The 15,198-nt window shown below is 40.7% G+C and carries 17 protein-coding genes; 10 read left to right on the forward strand and 7 right to left on the reverse strand.

From position 1 onward, the window contains the following. The first annotated feature begins 238 nt into the window (after positions 1-238). Together dapF and erpA are read left to right on the forward strand one after the other, a co-directional pair. Positions 239-1,093 (forward strand): diaminopimelate epimerase, encoded by an 855-nt coding sequence (dapF, locus tag MHH40_RS14540; RefSeq protein ID WP_251191386.1) that lies wholly within the window; start codon positions 239-241, stop codon positions 1,091-1,093. A gap of 73 nt (positions 1,094-1,166) precedes the next feature. Next, positions 1,167-1,529, forward strand: a complete 363-nt coding sequence (gene erpA, locus MHH40_RS14545; protein WP_340901254.1) for an iron-sulfur cluster insertion protein ErpA — start codon at positions 1,167-1,169, stop codon at positions 1,527-1,529. 153 nt (positions 1,530-1,682) lie between these two features. Here the strand turns inward: erpA and MHH40_RS14550 are convergent, their stop codons facing one another. From MHH40_RS14550 to MHH40_RS14560, 3 genes are all read right to left on the reverse strand, one after another. Continuing rightward, entirely contained in the window at positions 1,683-2,579 is an 897-nt protein-coding gene (locus MHH40_RS14550) for a DUF2268 domain-containing protein (protein ID WP_050944062.1), read from the reverse strand. Next, complete coding sequence (locus MHH40_RS14555) at positions 2,563-3,330, reverse strand: MerR family transcriptional regulator (protein WP_199852783.1); 768 nt, start codon at positions 3,328-3,330, stop codon at positions 2,563-2,565. Before MHH40_RS14555 ends, MHH40_RS14550 begins: the two co-directional genes overlap by 17 nt. 234 nt (positions 3,331-3,564) lie before the next feature. Next, positions 3,565-3,981, reverse strand: coding sequence for a hypothetical protein (locus tag MHH40_RS14560; protein ID WP_050944060.1), 417 nt, complete (start codon positions 3,979-3,981; stop codon positions 3,565-3,567). Between the two features lie 195 nt (positions 3,982-4,176). Between MHH40_RS14560 and MHH40_RS14565 the strand changes: the two genes are divergently transcribed. Beyond that, the gene (locus MHH40_RS14565; RefSeq protein ID WP_044140840.1) at positions 4,177-4,383 is read left to right on the forward strand and encodes a hypothetical protein; all 207 of its coding nucleotides are present in this window, start codon (positions 4,177-4,179) and stop codon (positions 4,381-4,383) included. Between the two features lie 46 nt (positions 4,384-4,429). Here the strand turns inward: MHH40_RS14565 and yumC are convergent, their stop codons facing one another. Further along, positions 4,430-5,428: a ferredoxin--NADP reductase 2 gene (gene yumC / locus MHH40_RS14570; RefSeq protein ID WP_003212844.1), complete on the reverse strand. Its 999-nt coding sequence runs from the start codon at positions 5,426-5,428 to the stop codon at positions 4,430-4,432. 391 nt (positions 5,429-5,819) lie between these two features. Between yumC and MHH40_RS14575 the strand changes: the two genes are divergently transcribed. From MHH40_RS14575 to MHH40_RS14590, 4 genes are all read left to right on the forward strand, one after another. Then, the gene (locus tag MHH40_RS14575; RefSeq protein WP_161802747.1) at positions 5,820-7,037 is read left to right on the forward strand and encodes an NAD(P)/FAD-dependent oxidoreductase; all 1,218 of its coding nucleotides are present in this window, start codon (positions 5,820-5,822) and stop codon (positions 7,035-7,037) included. A gap of 128 nt (positions 7,038-7,165) precedes the next feature. After that, the gene (locus MHH40_RS14580; protein WP_157957789.1) at positions 7,166-7,291 is read left to right on the forward strand and encodes a YuiA family protein; all 126 of its coding nucleotides are present in this window, start codon (positions 7,166-7,168) and stop codon (positions 7,289-7,291) included. Between the two features lie 81 nt (positions 7,292-7,372). Further along, a complete protein-coding gene (locus MHH40_RS14585; RefSeq protein WP_003212933.1) occupies positions 7,373-7,693 on the forward strand; it encodes a YuiB family protein in 321 nt (106 codons plus the stop codon). A 99-nt stretch (positions 7,694-7,792) separates the two neighbouring features. Continuing rightward, positions 7,793-8,437: a 3D domain-containing protein gene (locus MHH40_RS14590; protein ID WP_003212854.1), complete on the forward strand. Its 645-nt coding sequence runs from the start codon at positions 7,793-7,795 to the stop codon at positions 8,435-8,437. Positions 8,438-8,479: 42 nt separating this feature from the next. Here the strand turns inward: MHH40_RS14590 and MHH40_RS14595 are convergent, their stop codons facing one another. Then, positions 8,480-8,956: a divergent PAP2 family protein gene (locus MHH40_RS14595; RefSeq protein ID WP_003212726.1), complete on the reverse strand. Its 477-nt coding sequence runs from the start codon at positions 8,954-8,956 to the stop codon at positions 8,480-8,482. 325 nt (positions 8,957-9,281) lie between these two features. Between MHH40_RS14595 and MHH40_RS14600 the strand changes: the two genes are divergently transcribed. The 3 genes from MHH40_RS14600 (at position 9,282) to MHH40_RS14610 (ending at position 13,178) form a co-directional block, all read left to right on the forward strand. Beyond that, on the forward strand, positions 9,282-10,772 hold the full coding sequence (locus MHH40_RS14600) for a leucyl aminopeptidase (protein WP_050944058.1): 1,491 nt from the start codon (positions 9,282-9,284) through the stop codon (positions 10,770-10,772). A gap of 141 nt (positions 10,773-10,913) precedes the next feature. After that, positions 10,914-12,242 (forward strand): Na+/H+ antiporter family protein, encoded by a 1,329-nt coding sequence (locus MHH40_RS14605; protein ID WP_340901256.1) that lies wholly within the window; start codon positions 10,914-10,916, stop codon positions 12,240-12,242. 159 nt (positions 12,243-12,401) lie between these two features. Continuing rightward, a complete protein-coding gene (locus MHH40_RS14610) occupies positions 12,402-13,178 on the forward strand; it encodes a sporulation protein (RefSeq protein WP_137054456.1) in 777 nt (258 codons plus the stop codon). Positions 13,179-13,243: 65 nt separating this feature from the next. On the opposite strand, the gene MHH40_RS14615 is transcribed toward MHH40_RS14610, so the two are convergent. Together MHH40_RS14615 and ald are read right to left on the reverse strand one after the other, a co-directional pair. Continuing rightward, positions 13,244-13,840, reverse strand: coding sequence for a biotin transporter BioY (locus MHH40_RS14615; protein ID WP_003212636.1), 597 nt, complete (start codon positions 13,838-13,840; stop codon positions 13,244-13,246). A gap of 115 nt (positions 13,841-13,955) precedes the next feature. Further along, the gene (gene ald / locus MHH40_RS14620; protein ID WP_061409499.1) at positions 13,956-15,092 is read right to left on the reverse strand and encodes an alanine dehydrogenase; all 1,137 of its coding nucleotides are present in this window, start codon (positions 15,090-15,092) and stop codon (positions 13,956-13,958) included. Between the last annotated feature and the right edge of the window lie 106 nt (positions 15,093-15,198).

Here is a 15,198-nt window from a genome sequence, read left to right on the forward strand (position 1 = left end):
TCATATTTTAAGTTTCCATTTTTAAGGAGAATGAATAGAAAGCGCATCCAATATGTTATGCTAATAAAATATCATTAAAATGAAGCATCACACGAGAGAAAATGAGGCATATGCATAATAAAAGCCCCTTGCCATGGCAGCAAAGAGCTTTTATGTATGAAAAACGGGGGATGATAAGATTGTCTCCTGAATCGACTCCTTTTATACTATAAAGAAACAACATTTTTGGAGGAAGCTCATGACATCATTTCAATTCACGAAAATGCACGGATTAGGAAATAATTATATATACGTCAATCAGATGAAGGAACAGCTTCCAGAAGAGCAGCTATCAGAGATAGCGATCCAGGTTTCTTCTGTTTATACAGGAATCGGTTCAGACGGAATGATCCTTATTTGTCCATCAGATGTTGCACCTGTGAAAATGCGCATTTTCAACAATGATGGATCAGAGGGAAAAAACTGCGGCAACGGTCTGCGCTGCGTCGCAAAATATGTGTATGAGCATCAAATCGTCACAGACACAACGTTCCAGATTGAGACATTGTCAGGACTCGTTGAAGCGACCGTTCATGTACAGGATGGTCACGTACATTTAGTGACAGTAGATATGGGAAAGCCTCGTTTTGAAAAAGAAGCGATGCCGATGCTAGGTGAACCAGCAAGCACAACGATTAATGAACCGCTTGATTTTGGCACGACGACCTTAAATGGAACGGCCGTTTCAATGGGAAATCCGCACATCGTGTTTTATTTAGAGGACATTGAAAAGGCACCGCTTGATACAACTGGGCCAATCATCGAAAAACACGACATGTTCCCAGAAGGCGTCAATGTAGAATTTGTAGAAGTGGTTAGTGAAACAGAACTGCATTTTCGTGTGTGGGAAAGAGGATCTGGCATTACTCAAGCCTGCGGAACGGGAGCTTGCGCGGCTGCCGTATCCACGATTGTGAATGGACAGGCGAAAAAAGAAACGGACATGACGGTTCACTTAGCAGGCGGAGATCTCATCATTCGCTGGAAAGACAACGACCATGTGCTCATGACAGGGCCTGCTGAAACGATTTGTGACGGCACATTTTATCTGTAAACCATTTATTTGAGAAAAGGCACCATCAGGTTTATAATTGAAAAGAAACATCCAGTCAAAAGGAGGGATGATCATGAGTACACCAGTAACCATTACAGAAGCTGCTGCACTGCAGATTAAAGATATGATGAAAGAGCATGAAGAAGAAAATGCGTTCCTACGAGTTGGCGTAAAAGGCGGCGGCTGTAGCGGTCTTTCATACGGAATGGGCTTTGACCATGAAGTTTCAGAGAAAGACACGCATTTCGAACAGCAAGGCATCCAGGTCCTTGTCGACTCCGAAAGCCTTGATATCATGAACGGCACCATCATTGATTTCAAACAATCACTAATGGGCGGCGGTTTCACTATTGATAATCCGAACGCGATTGCTTCATGCGGATGCGGTTCTTCTTTCAGAACAGCGACAAATACCGGTACGCCGGAAGAGTGTTAAGGTTAGTAACAATTAATTTTGTAAATCCATATTGAATATTTAAAACCTCCTCAAATTGGTTATGATTCGAGGAGGTTTTTTTGTATTGTATTAAAGATGTGAAAAGGGGAGATAACTTAAATCACTCAGCACCGTCTTTTTTTTGTATGGTATTTAAGTATAAAAAAGTTCGCAATTTCTTAATATTTCATCTGTACCAAGTAAGGTGGCTTCTTCTATTCCTATATTATTTTTTCTCATAAAAGATTGTACAGCTTGATAGCCTACTGCATAGCCTGCAAAGGGTGATAATCCGACAGGCTGAAAGCCTTGTTCTTTTGCAATGATATCACCAAACATATAACTGCTGACCTCAGCAAACCCTTTTGTATGTAAAGCCTCTTTTATCACTTCTTTTGAATAGTCTAATTCCTCTTTATCAAAAGAAGTGACCCAAGGTCCTAACACATGTTCACCATAAAGCTCTTTTACAAATGATTCAGCTAAACCCTCTATAATTAAATAATCTCCAACCGTGACGTTTCCGTAATCCCATTCAAAATGTGAAAAACGGATATTATGATGGAATTCATGTGCAATGAGAGCAGGAATTCTAGGGATATTATATGAATTTGGATATAGTGATACTTGAATAAATCCAGGAATTCCCCCAAAGCCACAATATCCTTTTTGCAGTTCAAGCTTTTTCGGATCAGCTATATATAGACCAAATCTCAACTCATCAGCATTTATTTGAAGGTTGTGCTTTTCTATGAAATCCATACAATGGTTTAAGGTGATATCTGCTGTTTGAAGAGCCTGAATTTCTCGTAGTCTCTTCAATGCCTGTTGTCCAGTTTGTGTATCTGTTACATCAAGATAGCCAAGCATCTTGGTTGCCATTATTACATCATATCCATTTTGCTGTTTAGCTTTTAGCGGAACGTTAATCATATTCCACATCTTTTCAAAAGGTTTCATCATGGTGTGTTGGAAAAAACGTTCTTTATTGTGTTTCGTTGAGAATAATTTTTCGTATTGATCGATTGTATTCTCAATCATAATTTTCATAGCTGTTCCCTCTTTTATGAAGAGTAGTAAAGACTTTCATCGCTTCGCTCATAAATGATGCCAAGCCCTCACCATATTGATCTATATTCTTTGTGAAACGTTCATCTTGAATATAGAGTTGGCCTAAACCGTAAAAAGCATCAAGAGAGTAATAACTAAAGTTTTTGTTTAAAAAGTCGTACCATTGTTTGATTACGATTTGCACCTCTTTGGATTTAGGGGAATGATTGCGAAGAGAGGCTAGTTTATTAAATATGCTATCCCAGCTATCAGATAATTCAATTTGTTCATCTTTAGACAAATGATTTAGTTTTGAGCTGACTTGATCAACAGTTTCATTTCCCCAACGGTGACGAGCTTCTTCTCCATATTGACTAAATTTCATATTCATATTCTCGAACCTTTCTTTATGGGTGTAGAGAGATTCTCCCATCAAATGCTGTAGCGTCTTATCAATATTTTCGATCATTTTATCAAATTTATCTCGTTTCTCTATTAACATTTTTCTTTGTAAAATAAATGCTTCTTTCTTCTCAAATGAAGGATTATGCATCATCTTTTTTATTTCCTTCAATGGAAATCCAAGTTCTCTGAAAAATAATATCTGCTGTAATGTTTCAAGGTTTTCTTCTGAATAGAGTCGATAACGATTATCTGTGACTTCTTTCGGAATCAATAAGCCAATCTGATCGTAATGATGAAGTGTCCGAATACTAATACCAAACAATTCAGCTACTTCTTTTACTTTCATTTCAATTCACCTCTCTTGATATCACTATAAAATATGACGTTACGTGAGGGTCAATAGAAAAAGGATTGATGAATGGAAAATTTGTTATTAAAATAACCTGATTAATTTTGGGGATTTCACTTAATCTAAGCCTATTAAAATAATGACATGATTGGAAATGACTAAGTGGAACAGCATGTGATGTTAAAGGTGGAGAAGAAATTTAAAAAAAGACACTCATCCAGTGTCTCTTTCTCATATTGCTTCTTCTATTTTCAACAGCTCTTTATCCAAGACATCCACCAGCTCTTGGGTGCTAAACATATAGATCACCATTTCTTTATTGCCATCTTCCACATGGACTTCAATCACAATTTTAATATTTGCTGGTTTTTCATGATACATTACTTCAAAAGTACCCACTTTTTTCGTTTCATTGTTTTTATTCATTTTTTGGACTTTAGAGAGTATCTGTTTGATTTCTTGATCACTCAAACCAGAATCTAAAATGGAAGTGGACACACGCTTTAAAAAAGGTTCTAGCTGATCAACATCAATATTCAGTCCTGCTGCGAACTGCGCATAATGTTTGTTATAGTCTTTTGCAAACAGCTCAACTGAGCCACCAATCATCAGTAACAAGATCAAACTGATCATGAAACGCTTTAACATTTTTCCACCTATCCTTCATTATGATCTTCTTCTTTTCCTATATCGGTTGATCAGATAAAACCTTCATTCTCTCTTCAACAATTTATAAATCGCTCAATTTTGTTACAGCTTGCTCTCACAACTGGCTATTTCCACCCGAAAAGAGTATCATGAGAACCAAACATAAACTGTAGGTAGAAAAGAGGTTGCTGAAGTTTGAGTGAACAAATCAATTGCAGGAACTGTCATGAACTGATTCCGTATCGTTCTAAAACGTGTCCAGCTTGCGGGATTGAGAAGCCGCTTCCGAAAAAGGAACGTGTAAAAGATCGGGTGATTTTGGTTGTGGCAGGGATTGTTGTGGTGCTGCTTGCTGCAATGGTACTTGGAATGGCGAATGCCTATATTGGGATTTTTAAATAAACGAAAAAGGAGTTCCGCTAGTGGGAACTCCTTTTTTTGATTTCGCTTATTTGTTTTCAAATAAGCTTGTGGAATGAAGAGGCTGTACACGGGCTTTCGGGTCCATGTAGGCTTTCGCATTGTTGACAGCCGTTGGTGCTTCACCAAATCCGCTGGCAATCAATTTGACTTTTCCTTCATACGTACAAATGTCTCCTGCCGCATAGAAGCCTTCAATGTTTGTTTCCATTGTGGATTTCACGACGATCGAGTTCTTTTCGATTTCAAGACCCCATTGCTTAATTGGCCCAAGAGAGGAAACAAAACCGAAGTTGACGATCACGTCGTCCACATCAAGCACTTGTTTTTTGTCGCCTTTGACTTCTTCTAGCACAATCTGTTCAATGCGGTCTTCACCAATGAGCTCTGTTGGGACAAATGGCGTCACGACATTGACTTTCGAATTGTGCAGGTTTTCTACACTGTGCTCATGCGCGCGGAATTTATCGCGGCGGTGAATAATGGAAACCTCTTTTGCGATAGGTTCAAGCATCAGTGCCCAGTCCACCGCAGAGTCTCCGCCGCCAAGAACAGCGACACGTCTGCCAGCAAATTGATTCAAATCATTAATGAAGTAATGCAGGTTGCTTCCTTCAAATGATTCTGCTGCATCTAGTTCAAGCTTTCTCGGTTGGAATGCACCGTTACCAGCTGTGATGATGATCGTTTTAGAATAATGAACCTCTTGATTTGTCACAAGTTTAAAGATACCATCTGCCTGTTTTTCAACCGTTTCAACTGCTTGCTCTAAGCAAATGGTTTGATCAAATTTATCCATTTGTTCCTTTAAGTTATCAATTAATTCTTGTGCGCGGATTTTTGGAAAACCAGCCACATCATAAATGTATTTTTCAGGGTAAAGAGCGGATAATTGACCGCCGAGCTGAGGAAGGCTTTCAATGATTTTCACACTTGCCTGTCTCATGCCACCGTAAAACGCAGTAAACAATCCTACTGGGCCGCCCCCGATAACGGTAATGTCATATACCTTAGAATCTTCTTGCATTCCTTTAATCCTCCCAAATGAAAATTGTTATCACTATATCATATCATACCACACATCGTCGTTTGACTTGTTTTGAAAAACTTGTCGTTTTTTGATGCCGAAGCTTTGAAAAAGAGGAAAAAGTGAGAAAGACCGTTTATCATAAGGATTTTCAGTTTAAAGCCTTGAAAATTGGATCAGAACTCGCTATTATTGTTAAGGGAACTAAATATTAATTTTTTATGAATTTTTGTCGGATACGGTCAAATGCTTTCGTTTTATGTAGGTGAAAGTTCAGATTTTCACATACTTATTTTTTTGTTTAAATTTCATAAAATGCCGCAAAGCGGTTGAGAATAACGATATGTAATTCTTTATCCGTTTTACAGCAAATTTAAAAAAGGTGGATGTGATTCCAGTGAATAAACCGAAAATCGTTGTATTAGGTGCAGGTTATGGCGGATTAATGACTGTAACAAGATTAACAAAACAGCTTGGCACAAATGATGCGGACATTACTCTTGTGAACAAGCATAATTATCATTACGAAACAACATGGTTACATGAAGCAAGTGCAGGTACACTTCATCATGACCGCTGTCGTTATCAAATCAAAGATGTGATTAACAGTTCCCGTGTCAACTTTGTACAAGCAACAGTTGAAAGCATTAATAAGGAAGAGAAGAAAGTCGTGACATCAGATGGCGAACTTTCTTACGACTACCTTGTTGTTGCGCTTGGTGCTGTTCCTGAAACATTTGGTATTGCAGGACTGAAAGAATATGCATTCTCAATCTCTAACATCAACTCTGCTCGTCAGCTTCGTGAGCATATTGAGCTTCAATTTGCGACGTATAATACGGAAGCTGATAAACGTCCAGAGCGCTTGACAATCGTTGTCGGCGGTGCGGGCTTCACAGGTATTGAGTTCCTTGGTGAGCTTGGAAACCGTGTGCCTGAGCTTTGCAAAGAGTATGATATTGATCAAAAAGATGTGCGCATCATCTGTGTAGAAGCTGCACCAACAGCTCTTCCAGGATTCGATCCTGCATTGATCGACTATGCAATGAACTACCTTCAAGGTAAAGGCGTTGAGTTCAAAATTGGTACAGCGATCAAAGAATGTACGCCTGAAGGCATCATTGTTGGAAAAGACGATGATACTGAAGAAATCAAAGCTGAAACTGTTGTTTGGGCTGCTGGTGTACGCGGTAACCCAATCGTTGAAGAAGCTGGATTTGAAAATATGCGCGGACGCGTAAAAGTATCTCCAGATCTTCGTGTACCAGAAAATGATGATGTATTCATCATCGGTGACTGTTCATTGATCATCAATGAAGAAATCAACCGTCCATACCCACCAACTGCACAAATCGCTATGCAGCAAGGTGAAACAGTAGCGAAAAACCTTGCAGCACTAGTGAAAGGTGGTTCTCTTGAAAGCTTTAAGCCAGACATCAAAGGAACAGTTGCTTCACTTGGTGAACACGACGCTGTAGGTGTTGCGTTTGGTAAAAAACTTCAAGGAACAAAAGCTTCAGCAATGAAGAAAATCATCGACAACCGCTCTTTATTCATGGTTGGCGGACCAGGACTTGTTCTGAAAAAAGGAAAATTCAAGTTCTTCTAAACCGATATAGACAAAAACGTGTATCCTCGTGATACACGTTTTTTTTGACATATTTTCTTACTTGGTTATCGGCAGTAAAGTATGGTATGATAAATTATCAGAAAATTTAGATTAAGGGAGTGAGCAATATGAATGCACATACAAAAGAAAAGAAGTCCACCTGTCAATATTGTTCGGGGAAAGGATATTTTCAGCTATTGCTCGGCGGATCTGAAACATGTGAGGAATGTAAAGGGACAGGAAAGAAGCTTTAATCCATCTGCTTTTTCCATTGATTGACTTCATCTCTATTTCCAAGTTAAACTAATGATGGGATATTTGGGGGTGGAGATGAAGTGATCAGTTTACCAGTCGTTATTATTTCCGTTATTTTATTTTTCGTGTTATTCTTCGGCATTGGCTTTTTGCTCAATATGCTGCTGAGAATGTCATGGATTATGGCTATTTTATATCCAATTGTATGCCTTTTCATTATCAACAATCAAAAGATGATCGCTTATGTCAGAGAACCGGGCATCGCTTTTTCAGGAATAGGGGACCGCATTGTCTCTCTAGCAGCCGCTGATATCATTATTTTGTTAAGCGGTCTGATTGGTGCAATTGCATCAGGTTTTGTCATTAATGCACTTCGAAAAAGAGGGTATCAAATGTTTTAACTCACTTGTAGATAGGCAAGTGGGTTTTTTTGTTTCTCCATTGCATAGTTTCCATTTTGTTTGGAAACAAATAGATGGGTAGAGGAGTGACAAATAAAGATGAAAACATGGATGAAACGATTGTTCATGACAGCCCTTTTTATGCTTGCTCTTTTGACAAGCTTTACGGGCATATCTGGAGTCGAACCAAGTGATGTAGCTGCCTGGGTGAAAGAGACTGATCCTGGCAAGCAAGTATCTTCTTTTTTCCAACAGCAAAAAAGAGAAACGATGGCACTCAAAAGTGATGACTTGCGGGCTATTTCTCTCGAAGAAGCGTTCAATTGGAACGATTACCCGAAGCAAAAGGTTGTCGCCACAGGCTATACAGCAGGTGTGGAATCAACAGGTAAAACGAAGGAACACCATGCATATGGCATTACATATTCAGGCGTCAAAGTGAAACGTGATTTATATTCAACTGTGGCTGCGGACCCATCAGTCTTTCCGATTGGAACGGTACTCTTTATCCCAAACTATGGCTACGGAGTGGTCGCAGATACGGGAAAAGCCATTAAAGGTCATAAGCTTGATTTATACTATGAAACAGTAGATGATGTGTATAGAGAATGGGGTAAAAAAGTGCTCGATGTGTATATCATCAAAAAGGGCGAAGGAACGTTAACGGAAAAAGACTTAAACCAGCTTAATGAAGCAAAATCAATGCAAGTATTCCGTCAGCAGTTTCAAGCCAATAAAGAATAAAAAAGCTTTGGACAAGTTTGAGGTCCAAAGCTTTTTTCGCTTCTACATGAAGTAATAATCTAAGATAAGTGTCAGCAAGATCCCTGTTAAGCCGCCAAAGAAGACTTCAATCGGCTTATGACCAAGAAGCTCTTTCAATTTCTTTTGCTTTTCTTTTTCTTCCGCACTCGGGAAATTCTTTGCTTCAGAAACAAATCGGTTAAAATCTGTTACCAGCTTGTTCAGTACAGTTGCCTGTTCTCCTGCCTGTCTGCGCACACCTGTCGCATCGAACATGGTAATAATCGCAAAGATGGCGGAAATCGCAAAGATTGATGTATTTAGCCCGTGCTCTAAAGCCACTGCTGTTGAGAGTGCTGTTACGGCTGCGGAGTGTGAACTTGGCATTCCGCCTGTGCTTGTAATGAGCGACCAATCTAGTCGTCTAGAAATGATAAATTGAATCGGTACTTTTACAAATTGAGCAAAAAAGATGGCTGCAAGGCTGGCAAGCAGCGGAAAATTCGTCAGTACGCTCATGAACAAGAAACATCCTCTCTGTAAGAAAAAATATCGTGCAAAATGGTGGACTGTGTACCCTAGTATGATGAAAAAATGATAGCAGATTCAAATGCTGCCAAGTCCATGTTCAATTATAACATTAAAGAAAGTAGATGTGGAACGAGGAGACGCGGACGGGCTGTACAAGTTTTCATCGCTTTTTCATGATGCCCTTCCGCGTGTGAAAATATAAATGTTCATCAAGTAAAGACAGACTGGCAATGATCGTATAGACCCGCAAATTTTGATATAATAGAAGTTCCAATGTGAAAAATGGAGTTCATTGAAGGAGCGTGTGATAAATATGTTTTTCTCGACAAATGAATGGCAACATAAAGATACACTGGCGATCGGACTTTTTCAAAAGAGCCAATTATCAGGAAAAGCAAAAGAAATGGATGAATTACTTGAAGGACGAATCACTGAATTATTAAAAGAAGGCGATATTTCATCTAAACGAAATCAGCTTTCGAAGTTTTTCCCATCCCCTGAAACAGGCATCAAACGCATTTATTTTGTCGGACTTGGGAAGGAATCAGATTACACGTTTGAAGAGGCAAAAGAAGGGTTTGCCCATTTATTTAAAAAGCTTCATCAAGATAAAAAGCAAGCGGTTTCGGTCTTACTGGATACGTTTATTGGAAAGGATCTGCCTGCCCAAGATGCAGCCCATGCCCTTTCTGAAAGCTGCCTTTTAGCTACATATGAATTACAAGATTTTAAACATAAAACAAATGAGCCGGATCGCTTCATCGAATTTGTTTATGCAATGACGGATCATGATACGACTGAAATTCAGGCAAGTCTGAAAGTGGGCGAGGTCTACGGACAGTCCGTCAATTCGGCTCGTACCCTTGTGAATATGCCGCCGAACATGCTCACATCCTCTGATCTGGCTTCGTACGCGGCAGAGCTTGCGTATAAATACGAATTTGAGATTGAAATTTTAGATAAAGAACAAATGGAAGAGCTCGGGATGGGCGGGATTCTAGCTGTCAATAGAGGCTCAACAGAACCACCAAAGCTCATCGTTCTGAAATATCAAGGCAAGGAAGAATGGACGGACGTGATTGGGCTTGTCGGTAAAGGCATCACATATGATACTGGTGGCTATTCGTTAAAGCCAAGAGCCAGTATGGTTGGGATGAAAACTGATATGGGCGGCTCAGCCTCTGTTTTAGGCGCTATGGAAATCATCGGTGAACTGCGCCCAGAGCAAAATGTCATTGCTGTTATTGCTTCGACAGACAATATGATCTCGGCTGATGCGATGAAACCGGATGACGTCATTGTGTCGCTTAGCGGTAAAACAATCGAAGTGCTGAATACGGATGCAGAAGGCCGTCTTGTTTTAGCAGATGGTGTGACATATGCGAAGCAGCACGGTGCCTCTGTTCTTGTAGACGTGGCGACATTAACAGGCGGAGTCATTGTGGCACTTGGAAATGAGACAACAGGCGTCATGACAAATAACGATGAACTGTATGCCCAGTTTAAAGAGGCATCAGAAGAATGCGGTGAAATGATTTGGCAGCTGCCAATCACTGAAAAAGATAAAAAGCGCGTACGAAACAGCAAAATGGCTGATCTCAATAACTCACCAGGCCGCGATGGTCATGCGATCATGGCAGGAGCTTTCATCGGTGAGTTTGCTGAGGATACGCCTTGGGTTCACTTGGATATTGCAGGAACAGCCACAACAGAAAAGCCTTCATGCTTTGGACCAACGGGGGCGACAGGTGTGATGGTACGGTCATTGGCCACATTTGTGGAACGATTTGAAGGAAAGAAATAAAGGATGAGGCTCTGCCAAATGGCAGGGCCTTTTTTATGTAGGTCAAACGCCATTTGACGTAGTATTTTTTCTATGGTAACATACGTTGGTACTTTAATTATCTACTACATTAGTAAACTAAAGGATTTCGGGGGTTTCACCATGAATGCAGTTGTTTTAGCGGTTGTTTTAATGTTGATATTAAGCTTGCTGCGGGTCAATGTGGTCATTGCCCTCGCACTTGGTGCTTTAGCTGGCGGACTTGCAGGTGGATTAGGCCTGGGAGGAACAGTGGAAGCCTTTACTGACGGGCTCGGAGGAAATGCGACAGTGGCAATTAGTTATGCGCTTTTAGGGGCATTTGCTGCGGCGCTGACAAAAACGGGTCTTCCAGATGCCATGGTTGAAGGAGCAGTGAAGCTTTTAGGAAAAGAAGGCGACTCAAGAAGAAAAACATTATCAAAAATACTGATCATTCTTGTGATTTTGATCGTATCTTGTTTTTCACAAAACGTCGTTCCTGTTCACATTGCCTTTATTCCGGTCTTAATTCCGCCATTATTAAAAGTGTTTAACGAGCTTCAAATTGACCGTAGACTGCTAGCGTGTGTCATGACCTTCGGACTCACTGCACCATATATTTTACTTCCAGTCGGTTTTGGACAGATTTTCCACGGAATGCTCCGTGACAATATGAAGGATGCAGGTCTAGCTGTGAATTTAGCAGATATTCCATATGCCATGCTGATCCCTGTTGGGGGGATGGTGCTAGGATTGATTGTCTCTCTTTTCATGTATCGTAAGCCAAAAGTATATGAGGATCGCGATATTACAGATGTAGAGAAATCAGCCTATACGACAAAAAGTCTATTCTTTGCCGGTCTTGCCATTCTCGTGTCATTGATTGTCCAGCTTTATCTGTCTCAAAGCCTTGGCGTGGAAGGGATGATCTTCGGTGCACTCGCAGGACTGCTTGTCTTGTTTGTGACCGGAATGATGAAACGCGATGAAGCAGATCAACTGATTACATCTGGCATGAACATGATGGCATTTATCGGTTTTGTCATGCTTGTTGCGGCTGGATTTGCCAACGTTTTAACCAAAACAGGAGACATTGAAACGCTTGTTAAAGCATCTTCACAATTTATCGGCAACAGCCAGAGTCTCGCGGCCATTTTAATGCTGCTTGTGGGTCTGCTTGTGACAATGGGGATCGGATCATCATTTGCCACGATTCCTATTATTACGACCATCTTTGTTCCACTTTGTTTACACCTTGGATTTAGTCCAATGGCGACCATTGCCATTATTGGTTCAGCTGCGGCTGTTGGTGATGCAGGTTCACCTGCAAGTGACAGTACGCTTGGACCGACATCTGGATTGAACATGGATGGACAGCATCACCACATTTGGGGTACATGTGTCCCGACTTTTATCTATTATAATATCCCACTTGTTCTATTCGGCTGGCTTGCAGCGATTATCCTGTAAGATGAAAAGCTTGTAGAGAAAACGATGATGTTTTTTCTATAAGCTTTTTTGTTGTTCACAAGCGAAAAAATAATTAGGACTAAAGTATGAATTAAATGAATCTTTCTTCCTCTATCTTACGTATATATGCTGATAAAAACGAAAAGGGGAAGATGAGAGATGTCATTTTTTAAAAAGCTAGCGGCAAGTGCAGGGATTGGTGCGGCAAAGGTAGATACCATTTTGGAGAAAAACACTTATTATCCTGGACAAGAGGTAAGGGGAACTGTCCATGCAAAAGGCGGGAAAATCTCTCAGGACATCCGCTATATCAATGTCAAGATTCAAACACAGTATGTGATTGTGAAAGATGATGAAGAGCATAGAAAATATGTGAATATCTTTACTTTACGGGTGACGGATTCTTTTATCATCCAGCCTGGAGAAAAGCATGAATTTCCGTTTTCATTTATTCTTCCTATCGATACCCCGATGACGATCGGAAAAGTAGAAATTGCAGTAATGACAGACCTTGATATCCAAGGAGGAATCGATAAATCTGACTATGACCGCATTTTCGTTGAAGCACATCCTTGGGTGAGAAATGTACTGGAGGCCACTAGAAATCTTGGCTTCCACCTGAACGAAGCGGACTGTGAACAAGCACCTTACTTCCAGCGTCGTCTGCCATTTGTTCAAGAATTCGAGTTTATTCCGACATCAGATGACTATCGTTATATGCTTGATGAATTAGAGCTGATTTTTCTGATAGATGAAGGCGGATTAGACATTGTTTTCGAAGTCGACCGCAGAGCAAGAGGACTCAGAGGGTGGCTTGAGGAGATGTATCATGATGGAGAACAGCTTGTGCGCTACCGCTTCAGTCCATCAGACCTTGAAGATGTAGAAGTGCTTGAAGGGATGCTAGAAGGAATCATTGACCAATACGCTGAATAATGATGAAAAAAGAGCCTGAATGAAGACAGGCTCTTTTCTATGCGACTTGTAGATGATGTCTGCACTTATGATGCGGCTTGTTGTTTTCGAAAGGACGTAGCTTTTGAAACAGAGCGATAAATTTTAGGTGCCAGCATCGCAAGTAATATCGTCAATGCGTAATCTTTCACCATAAACCAGATCATAAAGAACCACGTGGTTTGATAAGAAATCGGGGCATTCAGCCACACATTTAATGCGAGGTACGTATAAGTCGTTCCGATCACATACATGACGGTCGTACCTGCAATAGCTGCAAGTAAAAAGCGGCCAAATCCAGGATTTTTTCTTTTTTCTAAAATGAATCCAGCTAGCCAGGCAGCAGGAATATACGATAAGACAAAACCACCGCTTTTGCCTAAAATCACCCCAAAGCCTGCTGAAAACTGTGCGAATACAGGTGCGCCAGCAATTCCGACCAAGGCATATACAATCATCGCTAAAGCACCAAGCCGTCTGCCGAGCAAAAGACCAGCAAGTACACAAAAAAATGGTTGCATCGTAAGTGGAATTCCGCCGACCTGTAAAAACGGCACAATGGATGTGATATTCGCTCCAATCGCCATGAGTGCAGCAAACATTCCGACTAGCACAAAATCAGCGGTTCTTGTTTTCTGTTGCATGATGTTTCCCCCTGTCTTATCTGTACAAATAGATTAAGGGGATGAAGGTTATTTGTCAACCTGTTTTTAATATTGGTTAACAATAAAACCCGCCCATCAAAAGGGCGGGTCTGTATTAAGCTTCTGTCATAGAGGACGCATCGATCGCTTGATGAACAGGTACATAATCATAGCCGAGATCACGAGCGACGGCTTCATATGTGATATGTCCGTTCATGACATTGACACCTTCTGCGATGGCTTTGTTTTCTTGAATGGCTTTTGCAGCGCCTTTATTAGCAATTTGCAGTGCGTAGGGAACGGTGACATTTGTTAAAGCAACAGTCGATGTCCGTGGAACTGCTCCAGGCATATTGGCGACAGCATAATGTAAAATACCGTGTTTTTCATAAGTAGGTTGATCATGTGTTGTGATATGATCTATGGTTTCGACAATGCCGCCTTGGTCAATGGCTACGTCTACGATGACGGAACCGGGCTTCATTTGCTTCACCATTTCTTCCGTCACAAGCGTTGGTGCTTTGGCACCTGGGATCAGCACCGCACAAATGAGAAGGTCCGCCTCACTGACTGAATCGGCGATATTGACAGGGTTAGACATTAACGTTTTCATTTGATGACCAAATTGATCGTCCAGCTGACGTAATCGTTCTGCGTTTACGTCAATAAGAGTGACATCTGCGCCAAGTCCAATCGCCATTTTCGCTGCGTTTGTTCCAACAACACCGCCGCCTATAATTGTGACCTTCCCTCTTGATACCCCTGGTACGCCTGCGAGCAAGATGCCTTTACCGCCTTTTGGCTTTTCTAAAAATTGTGCACCGATTTGGGCGGCCATTCTGCCTGCCACTTCAGACATAGGTGTTAAGAGAGGGAGTGATTTTCCGTCCGTTACTGTTTCATAAGCAATAGCTGTGACGCCTTTTTGTTTTAAAGCTTCAGCCAAGGAGGGCTCTGCCGCAAGATGCAGGTACGTAAATAAGATGAGTCCTTCTCTGAAAAATGAATATTCCTCAGGTAATGGTTCTTTTACCTTCATGATCATATCAGAAGAAGCCCACACATCTTTCGCTTGATCAAGAATTTCTGCACCAACAGATACATAATCGTCATCAGTGAATCCGCTTCCAAAACCAGCGTTTGTTTCAATCAAAATCTGATGTCCAGCTGAAAGTAATTGAGAAGCTGCTCCTGGTGTTAATGCCACTCGGTTTTCATTGTTCTTAATCTCTTTCGGAATGCCGATGATCATGTTTATTCCTCCCATGCTTATCTATTCATATTGTATGTCTAGTGTATCCTGAATGTTTAAAAAATGCTTCGGTTGAAATAAAAAATAAAAAAACGCCTCTTTGTGA

The organism is Bacillus sp. FSL K6-2431, assembly GCF_038005165.1.
Classification (GTDB): Bacteria; Bacillota; Bacilli; order Bacillales; family Bacillaceae; genus Bacillus; species Bacillus pumilus.